The organism is Pedobacter sp. GQ55 (assembly GCF_059758925.1).
Window position 1 is genome coordinate 530,587 of the sequence record NZ_JCAXEI010000001.1, and the last position, 26,086, is coordinate 556,672.

The 26,086-nt window shown below is 39.5% G+C and carries 27 protein-coding genes; 13 read left to right on the plus strand and 14 right to left on the minus strand.

Annotated elements, in window-relative coordinates; genetic code table 11:
* Positions 1–155: 155 nt before the first annotated feature.
* Complete coding sequence (locus AC6CH7_RS02175; protein WP_498261123.1) at positions 156–617, minus strand: hypothetical protein; 462 nt, start codon at positions 615–617, stop codon at positions 156–158.
* 945 nt (positions 618–1,562) lie between these two features.
* On the minus strand, positions 1,563–2,678 hold the full coding sequence (locus tag AC6CH7_RS02180) for a sensor histidine kinase (protein ID WP_498261124.1): 1,116 nt from the start codon (positions 2,676–2,678) through the stop codon (positions 1,563–1,565).
* Positions 2,679–2,733: 55 nt separating this feature from the next.
* Here AC6CH7_RS02180 and AC6CH7_RS02185 point away from each other — a divergent pair, with 55 nt between their 5' ends.
* Entirely contained in the window at positions 2,734–2,892 is a 159-nt protein-coding gene (locus AC6CH7_RS02185) for a hypothetical protein (RefSeq protein WP_498261125.1), read from the plus strand.
* A 12-nt stretch (positions 2,893–2,904) separates the two neighbouring features.
* Here AC6CH7_RS02185 and AC6CH7_RS02190 read toward each other — a convergent pair whose 3' ends face one another.
* Positions 2,905–3,642: a LytR/AlgR family response regulator transcription factor gene (locus AC6CH7_RS02190; RefSeq protein ID WP_498261126.1), complete on the minus strand. Its 738-nt coding sequence runs from the start codon at positions 3,640–3,642 to the stop codon at positions 2,905–2,907.
* 68 nt (positions 3,643–3,710) lie between these two features.
* Between AC6CH7_RS02190 and AC6CH7_RS02195 the strand changes: the two genes are divergently transcribed.
* Entirely contained in the window at positions 3,711–3,872 is a 162-nt protein-coding gene (locus tag AC6CH7_RS02195; protein WP_498261127.1) for a hypothetical protein, read from the plus strand.
* On the opposite strand, the gene AC6CH7_RS02200 is transcribed toward AC6CH7_RS02195, so the two are convergent.
* Complete coding sequence (locus tag AC6CH7_RS02200; protein WP_498261128.1) at positions 3,856–6,642, minus strand: lantibiotic dehydratase; 2,787 nt, start codon at positions 6,640–6,642, stop codon at positions 3,856–3,858. The genes AC6CH7_RS02195 and AC6CH7_RS02200 overlap by 17 nt on opposite strands.
* 336 nt (positions 6,643–6,978) lie before the next feature.
* Here AC6CH7_RS02200 and AC6CH7_RS02205 point away from each other — a divergent pair, with 336 nt between their 5' ends.
* The 5 genes from AC6CH7_RS02205 (at position 6,979) to AC6CH7_RS02225 (ending at position 10,119) form a co-directional block, all read left to right on the plus strand.
* A complete protein-coding gene (locus AC6CH7_RS02205) occupies positions 6,979–7,545 on the plus strand; it encodes a GNAT family N-acetyltransferase (RefSeq protein WP_498261129.1) in 567 nt (188 codons plus the stop codon).
* A gap of 42 nt (positions 7,546–7,587) precedes the next feature.
* Positions 7,588–8,544, plus strand: a complete 957-nt coding sequence (locus tag AC6CH7_RS02210; protein WP_498261130.1) for a response regulator transcription factor — start codon at positions 7,588–7,590, stop codon at positions 8,542–8,544.
* A 10-nt stretch (positions 8,545–8,554) separates the two neighbouring features.
* Positions 8,555–9,163, plus strand: a complete 609-nt coding sequence (locus AC6CH7_RS02215; RefSeq protein WP_498261131.1) for a Crp/Fnr family transcriptional regulator — start codon at positions 8,555–8,557, stop codon at positions 9,161–9,163.
* 136 nt (positions 9,164–9,299) lie between these two features.
* Positions 9,300–9,749, plus strand: a complete 450-nt coding sequence (locus AC6CH7_RS02220; protein ID WP_498261132.1) for a MauE/DoxX family redox-associated membrane protein — start codon at positions 9,300–9,302, stop codon at positions 9,747–9,749.
* Positions 9,750–9,798: 49 nt separating this feature from the next.
* Positions 9,799–10,119, plus strand: a complete 321-nt coding sequence (locus tag AC6CH7_RS02225) for a hypothetical protein (RefSeq protein ID WP_498261133.1) — start codon at positions 9,799–9,801, stop codon at positions 10,117–10,119.
* A 45-nt stretch (positions 10,120–10,164) separates the two neighbouring features.
* On the opposite strand, the gene AC6CH7_RS02230 is transcribed toward AC6CH7_RS02225, so the two are convergent.
* The 3 genes from AC6CH7_RS02230 to AC6CH7_RS02240 are packed head-to-tail and all read right to left on the minus strand — an operon-like array spanning position 10,165 to position 16,334.
* On the minus strand, positions 10,165–11,709 hold the full coding sequence (locus tag AC6CH7_RS02230; protein ID WP_498261134.1) for a TlpA family protein disulfide reductase: 1,545 nt from the start codon (positions 11,707–11,709) through the stop codon (positions 10,165–10,167).
* Complete coding sequence (locus tag AC6CH7_RS02235; RefSeq protein WP_498261135.1) at positions 11,706–13,106, minus strand: RagB/SusD family nutrient uptake outer membrane protein; 1,401 nt, start codon at positions 13,104–13,106, stop codon at positions 11,706–11,708. The genes AC6CH7_RS02230 and AC6CH7_RS02235 overlap by 4 nt, the downstream gene beginning before the upstream one ends.
* Positions 13,107–13,109: 3 nt before the next feature.
* Complete coding sequence (locus AC6CH7_RS02240; RefSeq protein WP_498261136.1) at positions 13,110–16,334, minus strand: SusC/RagA family TonB-linked outer membrane protein; 3,225 nt, start codon at positions 16,332–16,334, stop codon at positions 13,110–13,112.
* Between the two features lie 633 nt (positions 16,335–16,967).
* Between AC6CH7_RS02240 and AC6CH7_RS02245 the strand changes: the two genes are divergently transcribed.
* Positions 16,968–17,219 carry a helix-turn-helix domain-containing protein gene (locus AC6CH7_RS02245; protein WP_498261137.1) on the plus strand — a complete coding sequence of 84 codons (252 nt, stop codon included), beginning with the start codon at positions 16,968–16,970 and terminating at the stop codon, positions 17,217–17,219.
* A gap of 141 nt (positions 17,220–17,360) precedes the next feature.
* On the opposite strand, the gene AC6CH7_RS02250 is transcribed toward AC6CH7_RS02245, so the two are convergent.
* Together AC6CH7_RS02250 and AC6CH7_RS02255 are read right to left on the minus strand one after the other, a co-directional pair.
* A complete protein-coding gene (locus AC6CH7_RS02250; protein WP_498261138.1) occupies positions 17,361–17,651 on the minus strand; it encodes a DUF2798 domain-containing protein in 291 nt (96 codons plus the stop codon).
* A complete protein-coding gene (locus AC6CH7_RS02255) occupies positions 17,593–18,360 on the minus strand; it encodes a nuclear transport factor 2 family protein (RefSeq protein ID WP_498261139.1) in 768 nt (255 codons plus the stop codon). Before AC6CH7_RS02255 ends, AC6CH7_RS02250 begins: the two co-directional genes overlap by 59 nt.
* 152 nt (positions 18,361–18,512) lie before the next feature.
* On the opposite strand from AC6CH7_RS02255, the gene AC6CH7_RS02260 reads away from it, so the two are divergent.
* Positions 18,513–18,881: a winged helix-turn-helix transcriptional regulator gene (locus tag AC6CH7_RS02260; RefSeq protein ID WP_498261140.1), complete on the plus strand. Its 369-nt coding sequence runs from the start codon at positions 18,513–18,515 to the stop codon at positions 18,879–18,881.
* Between the two features lie 187 nt (positions 18,882–19,068).
* Here AC6CH7_RS02260 and AC6CH7_RS02265 read toward each other — a convergent pair whose 3' ends face one another.
* Positions 19,069–19,995 (minus strand): helix-turn-helix domain-containing protein, encoded by a 927-nt coding sequence (locus AC6CH7_RS02265; RefSeq protein WP_498261141.1) that lies wholly within the window; start codon positions 19,993–19,995, stop codon positions 19,069–19,071.
* A 12-nt stretch (positions 19,996–20,007) separates the two neighbouring features.
* On the minus strand, positions 20,008–20,859 hold the full coding sequence (locus AC6CH7_RS02270) for an SDR family oxidoreductase (RefSeq protein WP_498261142.1): 852 nt from the start codon (positions 20,857–20,859) through the stop codon (positions 20,008–20,010).
* Positions 20,860–21,280: 421 nt separating this feature from the next.
* On the opposite strand from AC6CH7_RS02270, the gene AC6CH7_RS02275 reads away from it, so the two are divergent.
* Both AC6CH7_RS02275 and AC6CH7_RS02280 read left to right on the plus strand, forming a co-directional pair.
* Positions 21,281–21,499, plus strand: a complete 219-nt coding sequence (locus tag AC6CH7_RS02275; protein ID WP_498261143.1) for a hypothetical protein — start codon at positions 21,281–21,283, stop codon at positions 21,497–21,499.
* A gap of 11 nt (positions 21,500–21,510) precedes the next feature.
* On the plus strand, positions 21,511–22,161 hold the full coding sequence (locus tag AC6CH7_RS02280; RefSeq protein WP_498261144.1) for a hypothetical protein: 651 nt from the start codon (positions 21,511–21,513) through the stop codon (positions 22,159–22,161).
* A gap of 149 nt (positions 22,162–22,310) precedes the next feature.
* Here the strand turns inward: AC6CH7_RS02280 and AC6CH7_RS02285 are convergent, their stop codons facing one another.
* The 3 genes from AC6CH7_RS02285 to AC6CH7_RS02295 form a co-directional block, all read right to left on the minus strand.
* Entirely contained in the window at positions 22,311–22,514 is a 204-nt protein-coding gene (locus AC6CH7_RS02285) for a hypothetical protein (RefSeq protein ID WP_498261553.1), read from the minus strand.
* 19 nt (positions 22,515–22,533) lie between these two features.
* The gene (locus tag AC6CH7_RS02290) at positions 22,534–23,262 is read right to left on the minus strand and encodes a helix-turn-helix domain-containing protein (RefSeq protein WP_498261145.1); all 729 of its coding nucleotides are present in this window, start codon (positions 23,260–23,262) and stop codon (positions 22,534–22,536) included.
* Between the two features lie 264 nt (positions 23,263–23,526).
* Entirely contained in the window at positions 23,527–24,276 is a 750-nt protein-coding gene (locus tag AC6CH7_RS02295; protein ID WP_498261146.1) for an alpha/beta fold hydrolase, read from the minus strand.
* Between the two features lie 195 nt (positions 24,277–24,471).
* Here AC6CH7_RS02295 and AC6CH7_RS02300 point away from each other — a divergent pair, with 195 nt between their 5' ends.
* Entirely contained in the window at positions 24,472–25,581 is a 1,110-nt protein-coding gene (locus AC6CH7_RS02300; RefSeq protein ID WP_498261147.1) for a hypothetical protein, read from the plus strand.
* Between the two features lie 184 nt (positions 25,582–25,765).
* Positions 25,766–25,966, plus strand: coding sequence for an alpha/beta hydrolase-fold protein (locus AC6CH7_RS02305; protein ID WP_498261148.1), 201 nt, complete (start codon positions 25,766–25,768; stop codon positions 25,964–25,966).
* The last annotated feature ends 120 nt before the right edge of the window (positions 25,967–26,086 follow it).

Below are 26,086 nucleotides of genomic sequence, written 5' to 3' on the forward strand. Positions count from 1 at the left end.
CCGGTACTTAACTGTACCGGGTGCAGAAATGGCGGCCATCACGCTGCCTTCTTTTCCTGTCTTTTTGCTATTGTGTTTGGCAGGGATGGCGGTCAGACTTTATTCCCCTATGCCCGCCAATGGCCTGAGCGGGCAAGGGGAATTCCAGCTCAGCTCTACCATAGCTGCTGGAGTTCGGTTTCATCAGGCGGGGGAATTTTTGCTAATTGGCATTCACTGATGATCATCTCATTGATGGATGGACAAAATGGCGAGCCTTTCAGGTCAGGGTAGGCATGGATCACTGTTCTGAGTTTTTCTAAAATGCTAGTTTCCATGGCTCCTGCTCCCTTCCGGTGGATCTGTGATTTGAGCCCGGTAATCAGGCTCTCGATCCTGTCAAAAGTTTCCTCACCGTTTTGAATTGGGGTAATTGGTTGATCAGGGAGGATTTGACTAGCCGGCAGTTGCTGCTCAGCAGGGGCAGGCTCAGCTGATTGGAAAGGGATGTTTTTTTTGCCGCTGAGCAGCGCCCTGAGCGCTTGCGGATAGAACCGGATGGCTATCCAGGTATAGTAAATAAGTGTCAGGATAATGAGTCCGCTAAGGTACTGTGTCCAGGTAATGGAGTTTAACATGTCTGTAATTTTTAGTTTCTATTTTTCAGTCTCGCTGCAAGAACACTGGACTTGCAGTGGGCTGATGAAACAAAGGTGGGCAGGTTGGAGAAGTGTTGAGGATACATAAGAAAAGCTGTATCCCTGTATCTGCTGGTATTCAAGCCTATAAAATACGCTAAACGGTAAGCGCCATCCCATTTATTGGGTGAAGCCTTACAAAAAACCTTAGGGCAGCAATAGAACACCGGGAATGGAATAAAACTAGATTTCAGCTCAATATTAATCTGCACTGCCAGGCAAATACGCATCAGAGCATACGGTTTCCGTCGCGATAAGAAGAAGCTGAAATAGAGGCTGCAGAGCGTATTGAAAGCAATTTCGACAAATCAAACATTTTGAAAGGATATTGAAATGAATTAAATCTTCAGGAAAGCACTTTGAAAATAAAATGGTTTTTTTTAAATTTGAATAGAACAACAAAAAAACTATGGACAACCTAACTCTATTAATTAAAAGACATAAGCTAGGACTAACAGTAGCGGCAACGGCATTAAGCGCTTTTGCTATTTTTAAGTTCGGAGAGTGTGTAGGTGAATTCTTGTATTACATTTTGCATTAATTTGTTAACTTGGGGTACTTTTGTATTGCAATTCCTTTATTTAAATCAAATTCTGTTTTACAAACTCAATTAAATCTTTAACTGATTGTTAAATCTTCTGTAGAAAACAATACAGTACGCCTAGCTTCTAAGGAAATTTCGGTATCAATTTTAAAAATCAAATACCCATTTGTTTGCCAAAACATGATATTTTGGAAGTATATAGGAAGGTAATAGCCTTTTTTTGCTAAGTAAAACCTACTTGAAGATCAAAATCAAGAACTCGCAGAATTAAGAGATTGGTTATTACCAATGTTGATGAATGGGCAGGTAACTATAATATATATAATAATATAAATTATCATTTATATTGGTGGTAGATGAAGCTGGATAAGTACAAAGAAATGATCAATACTTGTTAAGCCATAGTCTAAAGTAATCATCTTATCATATTTATAAGCCAGTCGCTGGCGGATATTCTCTAAGCCAGAATGAAATCCGGCATGAGTTGATCTTGGAGCTGCTAGGTTATCTGTAGTGATGCGAAACAGACCGTCTTGCAAGGAAACGTGTATCTTCCCGGGATGTTCCGCTTTAGTTAAATCACCATGTTTTAGCATGTTTTCGATTAGCGTTACCAGTACCAGTGGAATAAAAGCAATCTCTTCAACACCGTCCTCTGCTATAAATTCAATATAAGTTGGTTCACGCTGCTTAAGCAGCCAAAGTGCAATGAGATTTTTTGCTTGTTTAATTTCTCCCGCTAACGGTCTTTGTCCCGAATACTCATCCTGGTCGATGGCATAGCTCATAATTTCGGACAGCAGAAGAATTGCATTTGCCGCGGTAACATTGTTCTTGCGTACCTGATTGTAGAGGAAATTGAGTGTGTTGAATAACAAATGCGGGTTGATCTGCGCCCGTAAAAAAGCATTCCTGGCTTCAACAAGTTCAAGGGCTGTTTGTTTTTCACGAATCATCTGCTCAAGGGCTTGCTGTTGCAGCAATATCGTAGTTTTCTGCTCCTTAAAATACTTATCCAGAAAGTAATATCCCGAAGAAAAACCAATGAAGTATAAACCCCGCCATACACTACCCCAAATGAAGCGTTCACTGAAATGAATTTCAGCCAATGGCAGCACACCTGTGAATTTCGCCAGGAGCCAATCCCCTGCGAAACCAACGATTAGATATAAAGCAATCTCAAATACAATCAGCAAAGGGATCAGCCAGAAACGATAAGCAGCTGTTTTCTTGAATGCCATAGGGAAGGCCAGGTGTGCGTGAAAATAAAACAAGCTGATGTTTATGGCATAGTGCAGCAGGTAACTGAAAACATGCCCTGCGACGCCTGTTGCTTTGAATGCCACTGATGATTCATAGGCAATGAAAATACCCCAGGCCCAAAGGTGAAATCTGTATTTTTTTATCCAGGCACGCAAGCGATCGATCAAAGTATCCATGTCTTTCATGTAAGTCATTTTTAGGTTCGTGTAAAAAGTTTCATGGGCCTTTCCATTTGAACTAACTTCCATCATGAAAAAGATCAGAAATATTAAAATTGTCCGGAAAACGGCATTCGTTTTCAGACAGGATCAGCCGACCGATTGGCCTGGCGGAGATCCCACATTAGCAACAATAACCATCATTTCGGGTGGTACAAGATTGACTAATCAGCAACGTCTCGAAAATTAATTAACAATGGACTTAAAGACGCTTTGACGTTAGCGTCTTTTTCTCCAGGTATGAGGTGAAGTCGTTTTTATATTGGCTGCTCATCGGTACCTGGTATTTGCCCAGATCAATGGTGTTGCCTGTTATCAGCTTAACATGATCCTTATTCACAATATAGGACTTATGGACACGGAAAAAGCGGTTGTCTTTCTCCAGTATCTCCGCCATTTCGGTCAGGGTCATGTAAATGGTATACTGCCTGTCATGCAGAAGCAGGAATACATAATTACTTGCTGCCTGAATATAAAGAATTTCACTTTTAAGTACTTTGGTTAATTTGCCTCTTTCTCCGGTACGTAAGTAGGTGTCATCGTCTGAAACTTCGGGCCCATCGGGCTTCCCGTAGTTGGTGTAGATCAGGTCTGAAATGACTGATGCAAACCGGACAAAATCAAAAGGCTTCAGTAGGTAATATTTCACCAGCAGCGCATAAGATGTTGGTGCATACTCACGGTGAGCTGTGGTAAAGACAATATGTCCCACGCGGTCTTTCAAGCGCTCGGCTAGTTTGATCCCGGAAATACCGGGCATGTCTATGTCCAGGAAAAGTAAGTCTACAGGATCGGACATGCCTACATCTGTTAGGGCGAGGACAGGACTCATATACACCTGTTTTAAATTCAGTGCGGGAAATTCTGAAATATAGTCCCTCAGTATCTCGACTGCATCATGATCGTCGTCAACAATTACGCAATTTAGAATATTTTTCATAATTATAGGATTGATTATCTGCAATTTATGAATAATGGCGCAAAAAAAAATGTACCACTGTAACATCGATGAGACTACTCACACTAAATGAATTCAAAAGGGTAGGGAGGTATGTATTTTGTACGATGATCGGCGAGAGCGTTAATTTAAGCGGGGATGGTCGTCAGATCATTCTCGCTTTCTTATTAGAAATCATGAGTAAGGATGTTGCATTTATTGCAGAACCATAAACTGGGTGCTTTTCAGCGTTTTTGACATAAAGTAATAAATAGATAATTCGTGCCTTCGCTGCGCATTCAGAAACAATCTGTTCACATGCATGTGTATTAAATCTGAAAATAACTTTCCTCTTCTTTCAACATTACATGATTTCAATAGTTCCAACAGAGAGGAACAATAAAGATCAAAGGCCTCTTTTTGAACCTCTGTTAATGAAGGCGGATTGACTTTTAGGAATTTTTGGTAAGTCTCATTTAGCAGTTTGAAATCTGGTGGCCTAACACTGAACTCCAAAGCAAAGGAATCACATATAGCCTGTGTCAGATGTTCAAATTCTTTTAATCCAAAAATGCCCGAGCATTCGATTTTTTGAAAAATGCTTTCACAAAGCCTGTATTTTTCGAAAGTATTTAACGGTGTGGAAAGCAGGCCAATTATCAGTTCACTATCCCGGCAGAAATGAACTTCTACCTGTTCAATAAGATCAGAACCATAACGCGCTACTTCCGGTTTGTAAGTGCTGATCAAAAATTCTGACACCATTCCGGATTCCAGATAGACGCCCAGCAAAGCTGAAAGTTCGGCGGTTAGCTGCATGGCTAACCCCGGGTCTTTCAGGCATACACGCAAACGAATATGGGGTCCATTTTCATCATAACGGATAAAGAACCATTTTTTAATGACCGGGCGAAATTCGGCCAGAAAGGGCCCGATGGAATTCAGCAGCAACGCTTCTGTACGAAAAGGGTGACAAAAGATCTGGAAGTAAAGCCATTTACTTCCCGGTAGAAAGCAGGTCTGAGTTTTTAATAGATCCCCTACAGGGAAATCGAGATCATTGCGATGGTAAATTTTATTGTTATGGGTCAGGGATAACACCAGTTGATTTTGGTAGGAGTGTCCCGAGCTATCCCTGGCAAAACCGTCATTCCAGGCTTCCTGGACATAAAAAACTTTGTGCTTGTACAGGTATTGGGCAAAAGCTTGCATGTCCTCTTCTCTACATTGATCAAAACATAGTGTTTGGTCTGTTTCTCCGGCTGTAAATAAGCGTGGAACACCAAGTTTTTTGAGATTTTTCAAGATCAAAGTGATATCGGTTACTCCCTTGATATCAATTTTCCAGGCTGCAGGAGAGATGATGATGCTTTTGAACATTAGCCTGGGATAGTATGACAGATCAGGATAAAGATCTCTCAAATTTAAATTGAGATCGGTCTGTATTCCCTGATGTTGCAGGTCACACAATAACCTGAAAACTGCCAGATCAGAGCGGTTGTAATTATAGGCACTGGCCATTCTTGGTACCAGGCGTTTTGCTAATTTGCGTGAATACAAAATCAATTCATTTCCCTGGACACCAAGTAATAAATCATCGAGAGTGAGTTGATCAGTTGAGGTGCCATTATTCAATAAATTCAATTCCAGGTCATAAATTGACGCCCGTCTGTTGATGTTCGCTGCGCCTTTTTCAGCAAGATAACCAATGTCAAAAAACAGCACGTCTGGATTGGCATGCTGTTCCAGATCCTTAATCTCTCGGCAATGGTTCAGATAAGCATCCCCACATAAAGAAAACCTGCCCAAAACGGCATTTGTGGTACTACCACCGATAGATTGAACATGCATCAGTTCTCCTGACAGCTGGGCTACCACAGTCAAAGAATTTGGAAGGGTCGCGGGTTTGCTATGAGGTTCCAGATCCAGGTCCTCTAAGCTGATCACTGAGATCCCCTGCAGCTGGCTGGCACTCAGGAAATTCAGTAAACGGGTTTTTAATTTCGAAAAGTCCCCAGGTAGGGGACGTGTTTTCAAAGAGGGAAAAGGGGAATCTTCAATGTCAAATTGCTCCAGATTGCCATAACCAAGGCCAATTTCAGGATCCAGTGCACGCATGAACGGTATCCACTGTTCTCCGAATTTTTGCCTGAAGCGGGATATGAATTCTGTAAGTTGCGGAGAGGTTGCGGGTTTAAGTATTCCATTTAGCATCTGTACCAATTCAGGGAGATGGCTGAACTTGGAAGGGTGCACAGTCCCAGCGGAAACCTTCCGTTCTGCAATAATATACGAACGATGAGGAGTGGTAGCGACAAGATTCATCTTTTTGAATTGACTGGTACCGATAACCTGGGGCCGGTCGCTGGTAAATAAGAGTTGTATAGCTACCAGATCTCTGATCCGCCCTTGAATTGACTCCGCGCAAATCGAGTCCATCAGGATATCTACAATGACATCATATGAAACTAATGTACTGCAGCGCTTTAAGAGTTTGAGAATGACTGGGTCGGATTCCACCTCAGAAAGCTGGTGTTTATCGTCAAAATGACTCAAATAACGAATGGTATTCTGGAAAATATAGCAACTGTGATTTGTGAAGAACTTAAGGCTTTTTATATCCTTTGTTAAAGGATCAGCCTCAACAGTTTCGGGCCAATCCTGGAAAACGTATAATTGCTGCTCAGATTCCAAAATAATGTCCTTGTCGTTTGAAGAACAAATATTCAGCAGACCAATACCTGCAAAGCTGCCAAAGGGGGTGGCACGGTATTTTGCCCTATTGAAATACTTCCACACGGTATAGCCAATAGCATCTGAGGCGGCTAGCAAGTCCTCATAATTCATCTCCTTAATTAGATTATAGAAACCAGGAGCCGCATAAGAAATAGATATTTTAAGCCTCTGCCAGCTAACCCGCAATTCCGCGTCCAAAGGAAATTGAGGCGTTCTTAATAATGCCTTTGGATAAATTGCAAGTAAGTTGGATTTAGCTCTTTTCACGATGGGAAGCTAAAGCGCCGATTTCGACTCTCAGCACTTTTTACACCAAAGCATTGAGCAGTTACATGTTTTAAGGCATTGACCGGGATTAAAAAAAGTAAATCAGGAAAGCCTGTATCACCATAAAAGCCTCGTGTAACTCAAACCGTATTTTGCCACGGTGAATCGTCAACATGTGTAAAAAAGTAGGCGCGAACGAGCGGTTTTCTGAACTTAATTATAAATTCTTGCAGCTAAATTCGAAAAATGTATTTTTAACTGAAAAAAAATAGCTAACAGCAGGTAACTACAGATGGACTTCCCTAGTGGGTGTCTGATTTTAACTAGAACTGTACAATGGAACCATCAAACAATAAGGCGCATTTTATCGATTTACTTCAGGCGGCTTTTGAAGACAATCTTAGTGTAAATTATATTGTACAGCAGGATCAGAAAAAGAAGATTCGTATGGCAAGACTAATGGAATATGCATATACCACATGTGAACATTATGGTAAAATAATAAGCACTGAAGATGGTCATGGCTGTGCATTGGTTCTGTTTCCGGATCAGAAGAAGCTTTCGCTCCGTTCGATGGTTCTGGATTTGAAACTGATTCTGGGGGTCACTGGCTTCGGACGCCTTGTTAAAATACTCAAAAGAGAGGGGCTGATCAATGCGCAGCATCCACATAAACGTATTTATTACCTCTGGTTCATTGCCATTGATCCAGAGCACCAGGGGAAAGGCTTGGGTACTGGTCTTTTGAAACAACTAATTGCCGATGCCAATTCCATGCAAAAACCTTTTTACCTGGAAACGTCCACCTTGAAAAATATTCCCTGGTATGAAAAAAGCGGCTTCCAGATTTTTCATGAGCTGGACATCGGGTATCGCTTATATTTTTTACGGCATAGTCCTTAAAATTAAACTGAGTCATTCCAATCATCGCCTAAACATCTCCCTATGTTAGTCTTTAATTCTGAAATGCATCTGATTACGCTCTTATTTATTCTGCTTGAACTGATGATGTTCAGTGTGCAGCTATACCGCTATCTCATGTGGCCTAGTGATAAGCGCTGCATGGGTTATCTGGTGCTACTCTTGCTATTGATGTGTTATAATATCACAGGCGGTCTTTTCCCTGATCCTGAAATTCGTTTCCTTTCCGTCACCGTACAGAACATGCTGGCCTATGGTTCCGGTTTTTTGATGGCAGCCTATTTTCCATTCTATTTTTACAAGTCATTTGACCTGACCGTGTTGAAATTTCATGCGTGTTATGGTGCTCCCCTATTTTTGTTATTGCCTTACGTGGTGTTTTTTGTGTTGACTTATCAGGTTCTGGGCGATTTGAAGTTTGCGGTTAACTATGGATTAATCATCCCTTGTGTTTACTCTCCAGTGTTGTTGCTCTCTATGGTCAAGGCTGTCCGCGTAAGCCATAGCGATCATTCAGTGGATTTGAAACCATATAAAGGACTGGAAATGCACATGATTTATTGGGCTGTTTCACCCTGGATTTTCATGTGTTTGTTTGCCTATGTAGCGGTGGCTCAGTGGGTAGAGGTCATCTTTACCAATATGGGATTTGTGGTTAATGGGATATTGTTTCTACACCGTTCCGGTCGTTTTGAGCGATTGGAAAAGTTACGTTTAATGGAGAAGGATGCAATAGAGGCGCGCCATCAGACGCATTTAATAAAAAACTGCATGGACGTTGGTCTAAGTAGCCGGGAAACGGAGATCGCGGTCATGCTTTGTCTAGGTAACACTTATAAGGGGATCGGCGACCAGCTGTTTATTTCTAGTAAGACGGTTGACGCTCACGTACAACATATTTTCTCAAAAACCGGTGTCAATAAAAGAATGGAGCTTCAAAAAGTACTGGGGTGTGGTGGGTTAGGAAATCAGAATTGTTAATTGCTTAGGTATGATGCAGTCTATTTCTGATGGATCGTTTCATGAGTTGATCAGGGTCATGGAAGGTTACCAGCCCCTTAGCCTTAGATTTAAAGCTGCACTAAAACAGGTAGTGTTTGAGGCGGCCTATGAGAAAGGTGCAAGAATTTTAAGTTTTGGACAGATTCAACAAAAGGCCTGGTTTATCCTGTCAGGATTAACCAGGGAAATTAAGGTAGATGAACGGACATTCAAGGAAAGAACAAGCTGGTTTTGGTTCAAGGAGAGTTTTTTATATACTACACCGGGTTTCTTTAGCCAGGAACCATCACAAAGAGCCATTGAAGTGCTAGCCAATAGTGATATGGTCTGGATCAGCTATGGCGACTGGAAAATCCTGAAGGAGCGGTTCCCAGAAGCAGATTTAATTACCGAAAAAATCAGGGCTGTTTCTGAAAAGAGGAGGTTACAGCATATGGATAGGGTGGAGAACTGGTCCACAGAAGACCGGTATCTGGGCCATCCAGATTTCCTGGAAGCGCTAATGATACGTACGAAACTAAAATATGTGGCGGAATTTATGGGTATGGCTTCCGATACTTTAGGGAAACTTAGAAAAAAGTATTCCAGTCGGAAATAGGTCAAATGATCGCTTTTGCTTCAAAATTCAGACCCACGTCTGAATTTTTAAAGAGGTACGCCGGTTTTTTTAAAGATCTTGGTCGGGTCTTTTCGTTTTTTACCTTGTTAGCTTAGGGGTAATCAATCCTCCCGTTATGCAAAAGGTTATACGTATCTCGCGTTTTAGTTTTCTTAAAGAGAAACAAAGATCAACTTTAGTTGAGCTCATTAGTTACTTGTTGGTGTTGTTGTTTGTCTATACTGCGGCGAGCAAGTTAATGACGATAGAGACATTTAAAGATGTGCTGTCGAAATATCCTTTAATTGGCGGCTATCGTAAATTTGTTGCCTATTTTATTCCTTTGGTTGAACTGGTCACTTCGGCTTTGTTGATCCTCCCGTTTTTGAGAAGATTTGGGCTGTTTGCATCTTTTTTCTTAATGCTTAGTTTTCTTTCATACATCATATACCTATTCGTGTTTAACCAGGCCTTGCCTTGCAGTTGTGGAGGGATCATTTCCAAACTTTCCTGGCAGCAGCATATCTGGTTTAATTCGTTTTTTCTCTTCCTGTCACTAATAGGGTTAAGAACGTATAAGAAATAAAGAATTTGTGCGCGCAAGGCAGGTAAAACCATACCCTGCTTAAAGAAATATGGTAAAAAATCAAACCTTAATTAATATGATTATGAAATCAGTATTTTATGGCTTAGCAGTAGCAGTGGTTGCGCTAAGCGCCAGTGCATTCACCAACGCGACCACTTTGAGGGCAGATGCATATCTGTCAGATGTTAACGGTGACGGTACAGTGTACGAATACTCGACAGGGACTGCTAACTGTCCTCCAGCACAAGTTGAACCCTGTGCAATACGAACAGTTGGTAGCTATCAACTCCCAAGTGATGGAACGATTCCTGCCGCGGATGTTAATGATCCGACTAAAATTACCATCCTGTCTCGCCGAACAGCATTTTAATTTAAATCTGAAAAGGGAAGGTGTCACACCTTCCCTTCCTACATTTTATAACAACTCGTTAATGACTTTCAACAACGATTGTTCATTCCGAAGATTCTCAGAATTGAAAAATCTAATCTTTCCGTCCTTATCTAAAAGAATTACTGAAGGATAGCTCAAGATATTATTTGTGGTAATTAATGGATGTTTGTCCATCAGCCCACCGGTATAAAGATTAACAGATTCTCTAGATGTATATTTGCCTCCGGCAATAGTTTTGAGCCAAATCTCTTTATTCCGATCTATTGATATCGATAAAAATTCGACATTGGGATTAGCCTTTAATGAATGTTCAACTTTCGAAAGTACATCAGTATAAAAGCGAGTACAGCCACCGCAACCCGTATACCAAAGATCAATAAGCACCACTTTACCAAGAAACTCAGATAATGACCTGTTTTCACCATATGAGTCCTCTAAGGTGAACTCGGAGAACTTTACACCAGGCACATTTTTTAATAATGGGGTTAGAATCTCCAAATATTCTGGGTTTTTAATGAGATGTATTGCATCATTATAAATTGCTGCCGGATTTTCTGAATTGTAAGTTATTCTGGTTAAAAACATCATAACCATAATTTCCCTCACCTGGCTACTAACCTGGTAGTTTTTCAATTCTTTGTAGATCCACTCCAGTGAATACTTTCCTGTATTCAATAGTGAGGCCGTTTGAAACTTCCTATTGAGATGAACCAAATAATTTAAGGAGTAAGCCATAGCTATTGGATCTATAGCATAATGATAGGGATAGTCGAAGGAGGTATTGAACCTTGTAATGAACTGTTTTTGTTCAAGATCATCCAAACTGTTCATTCCGCCCTTAGCGGCCCATTTCTGGGTTCTACCTAAAATAGAAGTGCCCGCATAAATAATATCTGCCTTCAACACATTGTAACTAAAAACACTGATCTTGTTTCTGTAAGTATTCAGTATTTCTAACCTTTTCAAGGTATGATGACTTAATAAGTCGAATGTCTGATGCTTTAAAATATTCCCATCCCATTTCCTATGTATACTATCTTCATAGCGGCTTGTTGCATCGGGGGAAATTAGCAGGCTCTTAATTTTAAAAGCAGCTGTGTACTTTTCAGATCCAAATCCTCTAAATTCACAAATTCCATTCCGACCCAATGGGGTATCTTTATAACTGATTCTTAAATTAATGCTGTCTGATTTTTCCCAGAACTGTGGCTTTATCATTGGAACAAGGTTACTTTCAATACCCTCGGTTGTTAATCTAGATTTGGATAGTGTAAAATAGCCATACTCACGGTCTACCGGAATTGTAAACCTAAAATATCCGTCAGGATCTCTGGTAGAAGAATAAATCCTTCGCGCATTGTCGTTAATAATGTGAAACATGTCATCAATTTTAACGCTAAGCGTATCGTCGGCTTTTGCCTCTATAAAGTAAATCTTCAACTTGATATTTCCTTTATTCTGTGTTTCTTTTAGGGCTGTGGGAGCAGTAAAAGAAAAGCAAATAGTTATAAGGACTGACACCATACAGGTCAGATATATCGGCAGGTTAAATTTTCTATTTGCGATCATCTTTCATTTTGTTTTAAACCAACTAATTGTATTTCAGCCAGGGGGATCGGCAGTACATATCGTTTATCGTTAGGGACGAGCGTGTATGAAGTATTGTTTATCAGGCGGGACAAGGTTTGCTGAAAATGCGGCTCCTTATTTAGTCTTCTCAGATCTTCCCATCTACTGTTGGCTGTAAATGCCAGTTCTTTACGGCGTTCTGTTAAAATGACCTCCAATGCTTGTTCGGCACTTGCTGCTACCCTAGGGTTAAATTCGCCTGTTTTGTATCGTTTTATCAAGAGTGCATTAAGGTCATTCATTGAGTTGTCTAAATTTCCTTCACGTGCAAAACATTCGGAACGGATTAAGTATACTTCATTGATGGATAATCCGCAGAAATTGGTGTATTTACCGGTATAAGTGCCTCGATATTTTATGCCAGTCTCTACATTTGTGTAGTAATAGGTTTTTCGTAAATCGTTGGTTTCATACAACTGATATAATTCCGGTGTAACGATACCCAATGCCGATGACTCCGATGAGATATTGAAAAATTCAGAACTTTCAGCATAAAACAAGATCTCAGGATTTCCTTTAGCTAAGGTTGTAAACCGAAACTGACTGCTGAGATTTACTAGAGTGCTGTCGTTGTAATCTAATAATTGAGGTTTTAAGTCGATTGCAAGCGTGGCATATTTACCTGCATTTGTATAATCGGACATATGCAAATATGTTTTTGCCAACAATGCGTATGCGGCTGCTTTAGCGGGTCTCTGAATATACGGTTGGGGACCATAAAAGAGATCGCAAGCTTGTTTTAGATCTGTTAATATCTGATCGTAAGTTATAGCCAGTGTTGAACGTTGTACCGTATTGTTAACGTCCGGATCGACCCTGATGGGAAGTCCCAGATCGGAATCGGCCGTTCCAGTGTATTCCTTACAGAATAACTGTGCTAAAACATAATAGGCCGAGGCTCTGTGAAACAGCGCCTGAGCTTTAATATTATCGACCTCTTTTCCACTTGGCTTTGTTTTCTGCAGCCCATCCAATACGACATTTGAAAGCGCTATGATCTTGAATAAATTACTCCAGGCGGATGATCCCCCACTATTTCCCCAAATTTCTTTATTCCAGATATAGAGGTTCTGCTCCGTTTCACTAACTGCCAGGTAATTAATATCTGGAAGATAAAAGTCATCTGACTGGAATTGACCCAGAGTTGAATATGAATCATTAAATGGATTTGAATTATCTAGGATTGCCTGAAAATCAGCTGGTGTTTCGGGGACTACACTGCTTTTATTATTTTTCACGTCAAGCCACTCGTTTTGCTTCTTGCATCCTGCGATAAAAAGAGACAGCGAAAAAGCAATGGTGAGTATAAATATTCTGGTTTTGTTAGATCTTTTCATTTGTTAAAAGTTTGCGTTTATACCGAATGATATCGAGAACGGACTTGGATGGGGGTTATTGGTTCCAACAGTAGATGGGTCTATCCCATACTTGTTTTTCCTCCATAGGATACCTAAGTTATTGGCATAGGAAAAAACGTTAAGTTTTGCCAATTTTATCTTTCCAAGAAACGAGGCATTAAACTCATAATTCAGTCTGATATCTTGTAAGCGAATATGATTGCCGGATTCTACCAATATTTCTGTATTTTGATAAAAAGAATTTCTATTGCCATTAGCAGGATATACTAACGAGGGGACATTGGTTTTCTTTTCATCCCCTGGCCTCTGCCATCTGAAAGAGTAATCAGGATGCTGATCCCTTAATAAAATGCCTGGATAGTTGATACTCGTAGTTGTCCTTCTGAATACATAACCAAATCTGTAACTAATGTTCACCGAAAGTGTGAATCCATTATAGGATACATCATTGCGTATCGCCCCATATACAGTGGGTACAGCTGAGCCATGAAATACAAGGCTGTCAGGATCAATATTATTTCTTATCGCAGTATAATTTTCACTCTTTTGACCATTTAAATACCCCATAGGATTGCCATTTTGGGGGTTCAGGCCGGCCCATTTGTAACTGAAAATTGATTGCAGGGGTTTGCCAACAGTGATACTGGTTATTGAGCCCCGGACCGCATCATAGTTGGTGACTTTGTCTTTTATGGCACTAAACATTAAATTAGTAACCCACTTTACCGGACCTGATAGGTTTTGACTTTGCAGGGCAATATCTATCCCTTTCGTTTCGGTTCCTGCTGTGTTCGCCTGGTAAGTTCTGAAGCCGGTTTGTGGTGCAAGCTCAGTGGGCTGGATAAGATCCTCGCCATTTTTCTTAAAGACTTCAACAGTACCATTTACTTTATTTCCTGTAATTCCAAAATCCAATGCCAAATTAATGTTTCTTACCTTCTCCCATTGCAGTCTTGGATTCGGCGCCGTTGCTACGTATATTACCGGAGTACCTGTATCGTAATTAACATCATATATACCGGTCAGGTATGCCGTTCCGTTGTCATAGGTATTGCCCTGGAAACCGTAAGTCGATCTTAAACGCAACAGGTTAATCCATTTAACAGCAAAGAAATGCTCTTTGCTTATATTCCAGCTAAGTCCGGCCGACCACAAAGGTTTGATTTTGTCATTTGCCAATGCGCCGAATAAATTAGCGCCGTCTCTGCGTCCACTGATATTAAAGACGTATCGATCGTCAAAACTGTAGCTTCCAATAGCATAATAAGAAATGTAACGGTTGACATAACCATACGCTGAACCATCAGGAGCCGGTATTCGTGCTGACCCTGAAGGATTGATAGGGTAGGACGTGTTGAAATTCAGGGTACCGGTAGCGGTACCAAACCGGTCATTATAACCATAAGAGGTACGATTATGTCCTTCTGTTTTAAGCTCTCTTATTTCGGTCCCTGCCAATGCACTAATCGTATGCTTATTAAAGGTCTGATCATAATTTAATTGTCCTCTTAAGTTAATCTGATTCCAGTCTGTATGGGCAAGGTCGAGCATCCCTCCCTTTGGCAGATTGTAGGTGATTGCGTCCGTATGAATGTCATAAGTACTAAATTTATTAATCAAATCCCTAGAATAGTAAGTGTCGATACTCCTGTTATTTCGGCCATTGATAATTTGCATTTCGTTTTGATAATTTACCTGAACACTCAATTGTGGAATGATTTGGTATTTTGAACTAAATTGGAACACCAGATCTGAAACTTTTACCGTGTTATCGGCCAGCCTGATCTCATCCAAAGGGCGAAAGTGCCAATCTAAAAAACCTCTTGTTTCCGCTAGGTCCAAATATGAGTTTCTCAGACCCTTGGGTAAGCTTAAGGCACTTCCATTCTCATCAATGAGTCTTGCGTAGGGATAAATTTTTTCATACGGCTTTCCAATAGCAATGTTACTCCCAAAGGAAAATTCATTGTTTAACAGGGTTGAATTTTGACTGTAGTTTAGTCCTGCCGTTAATTCTAAATTTTTTATCGGTTTATAAGCATAAAGCGAATTTATAGATGACCTGGTGAAACCATTGCGGATAAGATTGTTCTTATTATTATCGTAACCAGCAGATAAAGTATAGGACATATTGTTCGTGCCGCCTCTTATTCCTAAAGAATATTGTTGGTTTATTGCCGTTTGATAAACGTGTCCTGCATAGTCATCTCTAACATCGATGTTCTTGAGTTCGCTCAGCTGTGTTTTTAGTTCCAATTTTTCCTGTTCATTAGTCGAAGCTTTATATTTTGCCATCAATTCAACAGCTGGTGAAACTGTTGGAAACGTGCTCGTATTGTTCAACTGGCTATTGAAAAATCCTTTATCAAATAGAAACTGTTCAACTTCTATGTAGCTCCTGGAATCCAGAAAATTGGACGAATATTTTAGGTTAGGTCTGTTAATAAGGGTAAGGTTACTGCTAAAATCAACTTTCATCTTTTGATTCGCCCTTCCTTTTTTGGTTGTAATTACAATGACACCATTGCCTGATCTGGCACCCCAGATTGATGCTGCGGAGGCATCCTTTAGCACAGTTACACTCTCCACATCATTTGGATTAATGTTGCCAATCTCACCCTCATATGGAAAATTGTCAAGTATAATTAGTGGTTGCTTCGAAGCATTAAGCGTGCTTTCCCCTCTGATTGTGATTCCCAGGTTTTTACTATTGGGAAATCTGGTGATTGTAGTATTTTGCGGATCGCGATTTTGAAAATAGATCCCTGGCACCAAATCCTTAATTCTATCTAACACACTGGTAGATACACTTCTGTTCAATAATTTATTATCTATTTGAACAAAGCTTCCTGTAGTTTTTTCCCTATTGATTGTTTGATATCCTGTGCTGACAATGTTAATCTCCTCCAAGGTTTGTTGATTTGATTCCAGGATGATGATGTCTGTGACTTGGTTGTAAAGGAGTTCTCTGGTTTGGTAGCCCAAGTGGGATATTATCAGGATTTGTCCGTTCTGAAAGTTCCTGAGGACAAAGATTCCCTGGTCATTTGTTTTGGTTTTATTGTTGGATCCTTTTATGGCAATAGTGACATCGGGTAGGGCTTTGCCTTGCTCATCGGTGACTCTAGCTTTGAGGATGGCGTTCTGTGTGACGGCCAGGTTTAGACATAGCATGGCCATTACGATGGTAAGTATCGTTTTTTTCATTATCAGTTTTTAAGAAAATAGTTAGTCAATAAAGAATTACGGCGCAACGCAGGCAAAGCCATGCCTCCCTGCATAACCCGCCCGCCTTGCAAAAAAAATATTGACATACTATTGTGGCGCCCTGATAATGAGTTTAAAGTTGTTGTTTGAAATTCCTTGGTTAACAGTTCTGCTTCTCATATTTATTCTTCGTTAGTTGAACATGATATGAGCCTCTTGAGATGTTTTTGGGAGTTGAATGCCATAAGGCCCGGGACAGTAGTTCTCATTGAAATTGCTCGAGTTCCCGTGTAGGACGGGGATTAGCAAACGCTAATCTGAACGCAATCAATAAGCTGCCCCGGCCTAATAGCAAAGGCTATATAAGACCGGGTGCTCACTTATCCCTCGCGTTCTTGAAACTCCTACATAACTCGAACGAGGCTCTTGGGTGAACACCACAATATCATTGGATATTTAGTGATCGCAAATTTAACTTATTTCATGAATAATGTTTTAGTAAATAACCTATTTCTCATTTCCTTAATTCAAATATATAAATAAAATATAGAAAATCTATATAAAAATACAGAAAGTATTGCTAAATCGTGTTAGATTTACAAAAATGAAGAATGAGTTTTAATTTCATTGATAATGGTGAAATCTAAACGTAAATCTGACTTAACAAAACTTGGTCTGTACTTGGCTAAAAAATTCGTTAATAGAGCTGAGTTATCGCGTAACACTGGTCTTAGTGAATCCAGGTTAAGCGAGCTTAGTATTAATCCAACGACTAAACTTAGAGGTGATGAAATTTACCTGATAGCTTTGGCACTAAGGGTAGATGGAAATGAAATCTTAGGTTTTCTGTACGGACATCTGAAGCTGAAGGAAACCAAGCATTAAATAAGTTTCCCTGCGCACTAAATGTAATTTTCTATACCTTGCTGTTTATGTGGAGTTGGTTGTCATTGATCAGTATTAGCACCTTAATAAAACAATATATAGTGTCCCAAAAAAGTACAAACTTTTAGGAACACTATATCTTTATAAATGTATCTTTTTATCTAAAATCTTGCTTGTTATTTTATTGGCAATTGGCAATAGAAGCAATACGCAAGAGTAAACAATAGGCAATGAAAAAAGCCATGACTTAAAAAGTTCACCAATCCAATTTTCAGATGAAACCTCTTCAGTAAAACTTGATAAAACTGACATCACAAAAGTTGTTGGCAGAACTACAAAAAAGGCACTAATTATTCTGTAGCGTCTATCTTTCTTAGAATTTACCATTATCATTTTTTCGTTTTCCAGGTTCAGGTATGGTTTCAACGACATCCCAATGTTCTACAATTTTATCTTCTTCAATTCTATACAGATCGTAGAAAGCGACATGCTCTCCTTTAAAAGAACCTTCACTTAATACCAGGACAAAATTTCCCTCTCCAAGCACTTTATGTATTTTATTATAAATTTGAGGTTTTCCGTCCTTTTTCCATTGTTCCAACATATCTAGAAATTCTTGTACCCCGTCACCCATGTGTGGATTATGCTGAATCAATTCGCCTCCCCTGAAATAATTTGATGCCAAATCGATTTGTCCATTAATAAGAATGTTTTGAACAAAGCTCCGAACAAGGGCTTTGTTAACCTCAGTTTTATGATGATCTTTTGCCTTGGTCTTTCCATCGGTCATTGTTCTTCCGCTTTTATTCAATTTTTTTGGATTGGTTTCAAGATTATCCCAATGTTCAACGCTGACTCCATTTTCAAACCGATGTATGTCAAAAGCGACGGTAGGTTCAAAAAGAAAATAGTCTACGTGGACAAATCCAATGTCACCATCTTGAAATTTGCGAACTACATTAGTATAAACCTTATCCATAGGCATTTGCTCATGTAAATCTAAGATCGCTTTAAAACCTGTTGCTACATTTGGATTGTGTTGCTTGTAAGAAATAGGATTGATCAATCCTATTTCTGCCAACGTTTCAGTTTCGATGCTATTTTGTATAGCTTCAGCTTTGTCTCTATTTGATAATTCCATTTTTTAACTATTAAGATTAACTATAGGCAAAAGTACCGACCTTATGTACCTGAAAAAATATGGGTAAAAATATTGCTATAAGGAAAATATTGTCCCTATATCATTCTAGATGAAATATGCCGTAAATTTGTTCAACAAAATGGAAATTAACAATGTACGAGAAAAAAATACCAAAAGATTTTAGCTGTGGCATCAGTATTACATTTGAGATTATTGGTGGTAAATGGAAGCCCTGTTTAATTGATTCTATCAATCAGGGAATACGAAGGCCTAGTGAGTTAGCAAAGCAACATCCGCATGCAAGCAAAAGAGTTTTGAACTTACAACTAAAAGAATTGGAAGCGAATGGTGTTATAAGAAAAGTAATTTATCCAATACTTCCCCCTAAAGTCGAATATTTTTTAACTGAAGTAGGTGAATCTCTTTTGCCACTTGTTGATATGATGGAAAATTGGGGGGGTGAATTTATGAGTGAATTTAATAAGAGGCAAGAAAATATACATTCTGAATTATTGTCCTAGAATATGCGTCTACAGTATACGTCCATATATTATTCAGCGTATTGCCACACAAAATAAAAACTCATTGGTAATTAGAGATTACTAGCTAACTGTTAATACACATATGTAGCCAAAAGTTAGGTTGTTGTAGCCAAAAGAGGATGTCAATAATCTTGGAATATTGGGCGGGTCTTGCTAGTTCACTTTCTCAGTTAAACGATTGTCGGAACTCCAAAGGCGAAACATTTGTCTTTGTCTTGAATAGTTTGCTGAACGATTGTGAATGTTCGAAACCCAATTCGTAAGCAATTTCGCTTATGGAAAGGTTTGTGGTTGATAGTTTTTCCCTGGCTTTTTCTATCAGTTTGTCATGAATATGTTGTTGTGTACTTTGACCGGTTACCGTTCGCAGCAAACTACCTAAATAACTTGGTGAAACATTCAGTTCTTCCGAAACGTGTTGAACCGAAGGTAAACCTCTTATTGCCAAATCGTCACTGTTAAAGTAATCTGCCAACAGTTTTTCCAAACGTTCTAAAATTTGATGATTGGCTTTTTCCCTTGTAATGAACTGGCGGTTATAAAATCGCTCGGAATAGCTAAGCAAATTTTCAATATGGGTGCTAATGATCTGTTTACTGAATCGATCAATATTGGAATGATATTCTTCTCTGATATTTCGTATAATGCCTGAAAGTGTTATTTCTTCTTTCTCTGATAACAGTAACGCTTCATTTACCGAATAGTCAAAAAACGCATACTGCTTAATTGTTTTTGCCAATGGCGTGTTCCAAATAAAATCAGGGTGAATGAGCAACATCCAACCTGATTGTTTTTCGGAATTTTCTTCTTCCGTGATTTCAAGTTGGAGCACTTGATTGGGCGACATAAAGAACAGTATGCCGTCATCTTCAAAATCGTAATGCAGTTGTCCGTATTTGTACTTAACACCTTTCATACGTTTCAAAGCAATAAAATAAAAATCAAATACCGCATTCACAGCGATTTTATCGGTCAGTTTGGTGAAATCGTCTGTTGTCACTATGCTGATCAAAGGGTGTTCGGGCTTAGACAAACCTCTTAGCCGATGAAACTCGCTGATTGATTTTATTCTGATTGGTTTTGTATGTGCCATATACAAAGATAATTATTGTTGATTGTAGGCTTTTGCAAATTCCTTTGTAAATTCTTTCAATTTTGTTTTACCTAAAACAGGTCTGTTTTTGAGATAATTCTCAAATGTTTTTCCGCTGTGTGTCTCGGCCTGCATTCTTACGAAATCATGTGCAAGCTGTTGCTGAAAGCCTGATTGGATTAAGCCGTTTAACAGTTGCTCTTCTGATAGCGCTATCCATTTCAGGTCAGGCTTGTCAATGGCTTCGCCTAAAATTTTTGCAGCTTCATTACAGGTCAATTCTTCGCTTGCCACATAACGGGCCTTTTTTCCCTGAAACGGTGTTGTCAATTCTTCAAAAGCCGCCTCGGCAATATCATCTGGCGAAACGAAGGCAATTTTATCATCTCCTCCATAGCCGGCCATGAGTGCACCATGCTCTTTTATGATGTTAATATCATTATAAAAATTGGTATAAAAATAACCGGGACGTAGTTCGATAACCGTTCTGTCTGATAGCTGATTAAGCAGGTAAGAGTCCTTCGTATCCGCCGCCCAACCGGTCAGAAATACAACTTTTTCAATTCCGTTTTGCCTGATGGCCTGCACATAATTCGTTTCCATTTTACTGAAATAGGCCGTTTGGTCTTCTTCCATAAAATTGAAAGGTATCATACAATAGACGGCGTCTGCATCGGCAAAAGCTGTTGTTAGAAAAGTAATGTCTTCTACTGAACCGATTGCTGCGTTTGCGCCGATGGTTTGAATGTCTTTTTGTTTGCCGGTGTTGCTGCTGATCACGGTTACCGAATGTCCTTTTGCAATCAATGCTGTTGCAAGTGGTTTGCTAATGTTGCCCAATGAGCCTGTTAAAACGATATTCATATGCTGTCTGTTTTATTGATACAAAAGTGCAACACTGTCAAAAAACAGATGTAGCCGGAACGACTGTTTTTGTAGTCAAAATGAACAGCCTCTGTAAAGAGTCAAATTGTTTGGGTGGGTAGGCTTGATTTGTTTTTTATCTTGTTCGCAGCTGCCCTTCATTGTCCTTCCATTCAACTAAACTCGATAACCACGTCATCAGATTTTGGATATCCTACGAGACAGATAAATCTTGATCGGTATAAGATGAAGAGCAAAGCGAATAAACCCTTCTTACTTCCTTTCCGGAATAAGCGTCAGATATTGGCCAGAGGTGTAGTTTAGTCTTTTTTCTGCTGCGAAAAGTGTATGGTTATGGTGTCTGCGTTTCTTGTGTAATGCCTTTAATGCATAATTTGATTCTCTCTTTCATTTTTTTCGTATGGCAGTTTACTCAATGAATAGGTTGCCAATAAAAAATGCCTATGCATTGGCATGGGCAGGTATTCCTGATGCCAAGGTAATGGTAAAGGCCGTAAATGAAACAGAATTTACAATGCATGATGGCACTAAAGTAACCAAAGGTGAGATATTTGATTTAGCTCCCGACTACAACGACACGGATCCCCTTTACCGAAAAGGAGAGTATATTTGTAATTAAATCCTATTGAAATGAACAAAACATCCCTACCTATCCTTATTTTTTTATTCTTGACTTTATTTAGTCGTGGCGCAATTTCTCAAGTGAAATTTGATGTGACCGAACTTCATAAATTATTTCAAAATGCAGCTGACAGTACTGTTATATTCCAGTATGATCAGGCAACAATACAACATGAACCACTTTTTATTCTAAGTAAAAAAGCGGATACAATTACTGGATATGCCTATAGACCAGTTGAACGATTTGATAAGCGAATTAAAATGCCTAGGGCTGTTGCATTAAAAATCCGGGAGAAAAAATATATGTCTATTAACAACGTTCCTGAAGATGTGAATAGCTTTTTTGAACCAGTTTATTTATCAAAGGATAGCCTGACCAATTTCTGGAATAGTGTAATGAAAGAAGATCCATGGAGATTGAAAGACGATGCTACGGCAGGAGTAGGTTGCCTAGGTAAGGATGGTAAAACAGATATGGAGAAGTACATCTATGACGGTGGCGGGATTAATTTCTATTTAATTACCAAAGGAGAGATCCGGAGATTGCATTATTATTCTCCGGGATATTTTGAACAAGAAGTTTGTCCGGGAAGACTTGATCGGGTATCTATTTTAAAAATAGACGATTTATTCGAATCCTATTTTAATTTTAAAAGGTAACAAATCGCTTTTTTCCATAAATAGTATTGATGTTCAAAGAGGTTGAAGTTTCAGCCTCTTTGAATTCCAAATTATCACCACAATTTTTTTCAACGGGGGAGGAGCTGAATCCAGTAGTGAATTATTTTAAAGCAGGTCGGGAAAACAACTTAAATCTGTAAGATCCCAATTTTGGCAGGTGTTCTACTGCTGGATAAACCTGCAGAATTAAAGATGATCAGTACGTTTATCACAAGAATAGGAATGAAGTTAACCAACGGAAAAAGGAAACGTAGTTCTTTATGAGGACTTAGTATATGAAGCAACAAAAAGGGATTAATTGTCCAGGTATAAATGCTTCTTGGACGTACTATAAAAAATTAAATGACATACTCAATTAAAACTCGCCCTAAAATCCAACGGCGATAAACTGGTCTTTGCTTTGAACAGCCTACTAAACGACTGCGGATGTTCAAAACCTAGACCATAGGCAATCTCACTCACCGAGAGATCTGTTGTGGACAATTGCGCTTTGGCATGTTCTATCAATCTATCCTGTATGTAATGTTGAGTGCTCTTTCCTGTTAGTGTCTTCAAAAAGCCACTCAAATAGCCAGCGGAAATATTCAATGATGCCGCCACATACTGGACGCTGGGCATACCATCTGATGATAATTCCTCACCTTTAAAATACCCATCCAGCAAAGTTTCCAAGCGGTCAAGAATCGAGTGGCCGGACCTTTTGCGGGTAATGAATTGCCGCTGGTGATACCGGTCTGCATAAGTCAACAGCAGTTCCAGCTGCGCAATGATCACAGGACCGCTAAACTTGTCAATGTTACTGCGATATTCCTGTGCCATGTTTTCCAGGATGGCAAGGATGGACTTTTCTTCCTTATCCGATAAGAATAAGGCCTCATTGACGGAATACCCAAAATAATCATAGTTCTTGATTGTCTTTACCAGTGCTGTTTTCCATAGGAAATCGGGATGGATGAGCAAGAGCCAGCCTGATCGGTTGTTAATTTCCGCATCATCTGCCTCCACTTCAAATACCTGACCCGGAGACATGAAGAACATGACACCTTCCTCAAAATCTCCCGACTGCTGGCCGTACTTCATGTTGCCCTTAAAATTCCGGTCGATAAGGATGGAATAAAAGTCGAACATAAAACCCATGCTGGCCTTGCAGGGCAGTTGAATGGAGCCGTAATCGATTACGCTGATCAGCGAGTGCTCCGGCTTGGGAAGCCCCATGACCTTGTGGTATTCACTGATTGTTTTTATCCTGTGGATCACCCTGTTTCCCATATGCTAAGTTAAGATAAATGTTTTAAGAATGGCTTAAGTACTTCAGCTCATTTCCTTAGACCCTACACTCAAACCTTAGTGCTGCGTTACCTCTTCCAGCTTTTTAACCAGATTCTCTGGTTGTTCCCGCATGGAATAATGCCCGCCTTCAAAACTAAAGACTTTCCAATTCCTGGCCCTGGCCCGTAACAGGCCCATCTTATCATGTTCGGCACTGCTCTTGCCGTCTTTGGTCATCAAAATAAAAACTGTCGGAATCTTTTTGACCAGAGGATTTCCAATTTTAAGAGCTTCGGTAAAGGTATTCAGCGGTTGCGGTACATCGTTGGGCGGAACAGACTTCGTAGTACTGAAAGGATAAAGCACCATGCTGTCCTTAACGTTACCCTGAGTCATCGGCAACCAAAGATCCCCACAGACATCTTTTGCGCTTTCCCCGTCATTTGGAACCATCGCATCCAGATAGACCAGTTGTTTAATTCGATCCGGCACTCGTTCAGCCACGCCGGAAATGACCATTCCTCCATAACTATGCCCGACAAGAATCACATCATGGAGATTCTCAAACCTGATCACGTTCAGAATGTCATTGACGTAGGTGGTTAGATTAATGCCAGGATTAGAAAGGTGAACCCTTTCACCGAGGCCTGTAAGGGTCGGGCGGTAGACTTTGTCTCCATGTGCTGTCGATATGGAATCCACTTTTGCGTAATCCCAGCCACCATCCCAGGCACCCGGAACGTAAAGAAAAGTACGGGCATGGTGCTGCTGTCCATATGCCAGAGCAGAAAAAGCAATGCTTAAAATAATGATCAGTTTTTTCATAAAATGTTCGATTAATATCAATTGTTTGAGACTACAAAACTCAGAAGTAACCAGCAGGCAGGGCTAACCGAATCTACTGTTGTTGTAACAAAATCTGCATAACCCTCTTAGCAACCATAGAATGGTATTTCATATCTATCCTACGGCAGTAATTTAACCAAACATTTATATCTTAGACATTATTAAATTGTACTAATGATAAAATATCTTCTTTCGCTTTTGTTAACTAGTTTGACATTATATGGTAATGCGCAGACTTACCTGAATCCTGGTGTCGACACATCTGGAATAGAGGTACAAACCGCGCTGAAGTTTTTCAATCACTATTTAGCAGGTTTTAATGGTAAGGAATTGCCGGAGTTATCTCAATTTTGGGACGCGGATGAATTGGAACAACGAACTATTCCTGATCAACTGATCTATGCTATAAATGATAGTCCATTATATACTCAGGGATACAAAGCCACCATTCTCTATATAAAGCCAACAGACAAATACATCCATTTCAAAACTCAGTTCTCTGCCATCAATGATTCTGTTGGAAACATCATGACAATAGCAGTTACTAACCATTATATAGCATCAAAAGGTAAGAAAGGATCGCACTTTATTAACCCGTTTACTATAAATCTGGCTTCGTGGCGGAGCACAAAATTAAGAAACATAACTTTCTTTTATCCTAAACAACATCAGTTCAATGCGAGAAAAGCAGATAGTTTGATTCGGCAAATTGTAAAACTAGAAAACGATTGGAACCTAAAGCCAATTCACATCCGTTATTACCTTTCAAATACCTGGGATGAACTGCAAAAGTTAAGGGGTTTCGATTTTGCATTATCTATGGGCAATAGAGAAAAGCCTTCGGGGATCTCAGATGATAAGGATAATCAGGTTTTTTGTGCGAGTTTAGGGGAGAATTACTTTCACGAGGTTGTGCATGTTTATCTCAATCGTCTTTACCCGAAATCACCAATCAGAGAAGGCCTGGCTGTCTTTTATGGTGGTAGTATGGGGCATTCTATTGATTGGCAACTTAAAAGAGTCAATGCTTATTTAGAGAAACATCCGGAAGCCGATCTTAATAACTTGGAAGACTTTTGGTACGCTGATCTTTATACCAATCCGGGTAGTGCCATCAGGGGGTTAATCTGTCGCATTGTTTACAAGAAAGATGGTATGCAGGGGCTTAAACGCCTAATGTCTTATACCAGCATGAAGGATATTTTTAAGCTAGAATTGGAAGTGGAAGATGGCCAATGGAATTCTTATTTAAGAAAAAACATCAAAGAACATCGTAAATTATAAACTTTACATCTGGTTTTAACTTTACCCTCTTTCATTTCAATCTTCCATCATATACCCATTTATCACTTACAACAGTATTTGCATAAATAAATAGCTGTAGCAAAGTTAGCACCTACTATTTGTATATTGTGGAAAACAATTGTATGAAGAAATACTGTTTAGTTATTTTATTTATTCTCAATTTTTGCATGGCAAAAATAATCCGAATGGTGGCGGCGATAAATTTATATCCTTTCTTGGAAAAGAACTAATCCCTTTCATTGAAAAAAAATACAGTGTCGCACCGTATAGATTGGTTTTGGGGCATTCAATGGGTGGGCTCCTTGTTACAAATATTCTAATCAGATATCCCCTCACTTTATCAGAAATGCCATTTGCCAGGTAAGCCCATCCATAAATGGCTGGATATTCGGTGTAATGTTACATGTTATCGCATCGTTCATGAAAGCCTTGGTGAATTTTGCCGCTTTTTCCGGTAGGTCTGTTTTCTATTGCCGAATTATTT

Bases quoted from the DNA above. Each gene is read 5' to 3' on its own strand.
- AC6CH7_RS02175 (WP_498261123.1), bottom strand. From the start codon at position 617: ATGTTAAACTCCATTACCTGGACACAGTACCTTAGCGGACTCATTATC.
- AC6CH7_RS02180 (WP_498261124.1), bottom strand. From the start codon at position 2,678: ATGACTTACATGAAAGACATGGATACTTTGATCGATCGCTTGCGTGCC.
- AC6CH7_RS02185 (WP_498261125.1), top strand. From the start codon at position 2,734: ATGAAAAAGATCAGAAATATTAAAATTGTCCGGAAAACGGCATTCGTT.
- AC6CH7_RS02190 (WP_498261126.1), bottom strand. From the start codon at position 3,642: ATGAAAAATATTCTAAATTGCGTAATTGTTGACGACGATCATGATGCA.
- AC6CH7_RS02195 (WP_498261127.1), top strand. From the start codon at position 3,711: ATGAGACTACTCACACTAAATGAATTCAAAAGGGTAGGGAGGTATGTA.
- AC6CH7_RS02205 (WP_498261129.1), top strand. From the start codon at position 6,979: ATGGAACCATCAAACAATAAGGCGCATTTTATCGATTTACTTCAGGCG.
- AC6CH7_RS02210 (WP_498261130.1), top strand. From the start codon at position 7,588: ATGTTAGTCTTTAATTCTGAAATGCATCTGATTACGCTCTTATTTATT.
- AC6CH7_RS02215 (WP_498261131.1), top strand. From the start codon at position 8,555: ATGATGCAGTCTATTTCTGATGGATCGTTTCATGAGTTGATCAGGGTC.
- AC6CH7_RS02220 (WP_498261132.1), top strand. From the start codon at position 9,300: ATGCAAAAGGTTATACGTATCTCGCGTTTTAGTTTTCTTAAAGAGAAA.
- AC6CH7_RS02225 (WP_498261133.1), top strand. From the start codon at position 9,799: ATGGTAAAAAATCAAACCTTAATTAATATGATTATGAAATCAGTATTT.
- AC6CH7_RS02230 (WP_498261134.1), bottom strand. From the start codon at position 11,709: ATGATCGCAAATAGAAAATTTAACCTGCCGATATATCTGACCTGTATG.
- AC6CH7_RS02235 (WP_498261135.1), bottom strand. From the start codon at position 13,106: ATGAAAAGATCTAACAAAACCAGAATATTTATACTCACCATTGCTTTT.
- AC6CH7_RS02240 (WP_498261136.1), bottom strand. From the start codon at position 16,334: ATGAAAAAAACGATACTTACCATCGTAATGGCCATGCTATGTCTAAAC.
- AC6CH7_RS02245 (WP_498261137.1), top strand. From the start codon at position 16,968: ATGGTGAAATCTAAACGTAAATCTGACTTAACAAAACTTGGTCTGTAC.
- AC6CH7_RS02250 (WP_498261138.1), bottom strand. From the start codon at position 17,651: ATGTCGTTGAAACCATACCTGAACCTGGAAAACGAAAAAATGATAATG.
- AC6CH7_RS02255 (WP_498261139.1), bottom strand. From the start codon at position 18,360: ATGGAATTATCAAATAGAGACAAAGCTGAAGCTATACAAAATAGCATC.
- AC6CH7_RS02260 (WP_498261140.1), top strand. From the start codon at position 18,513: ATGTACGAGAAAAAAATACCAAAAGATTTTAGCTGTGGCATCAGTATT.
- AC6CH7_RS02265 (WP_498261141.1), bottom strand. From the start codon at position 19,995: ATGGCACATACAAAACCAATCAGAATAAAATCAATCAGCGAGTTTCAT.
- AC6CH7_RS02270 (WP_498261142.1), bottom strand. From the start codon at position 20,859: ATGAATATCGTTTTAACAGGCTCATTGGGCAACATTAGCAAACCACTT.
- AC6CH7_RS02275 (WP_498261143.1), top strand. From the start codon at position 21,281: ATGGCAGTTTACTCAATGAATAGGTTGCCAATAAAAAATGCCTATGCA.
- AC6CH7_RS02280 (WP_498261144.1), top strand. From the start codon at position 21,511: ATGAACAAAACATCCCTACCTATCCTTATTTTTTTATTCTTGACTTTA.
- AC6CH7_RS02290 (WP_498261145.1), bottom strand. From the start codon at position 23,262: ATGAAGTACGGCCAGCAGTCGGGAGATTTTGAGGAAGGTGTCATGTTC.
- AC6CH7_RS02295 (WP_498261146.1), bottom strand. From the start codon at position 24,276: ATGAAAAAACTGATCATTATTTTAAGCATTGCTTTTTCTGCTCTGGCA.
- AC6CH7_RS02300 (WP_498261147.1), top strand. From the start codon at position 24,472: ATGATAAAATATCTTCTTTCGCTTTTGTTAACTAGTTTGACATTATAT.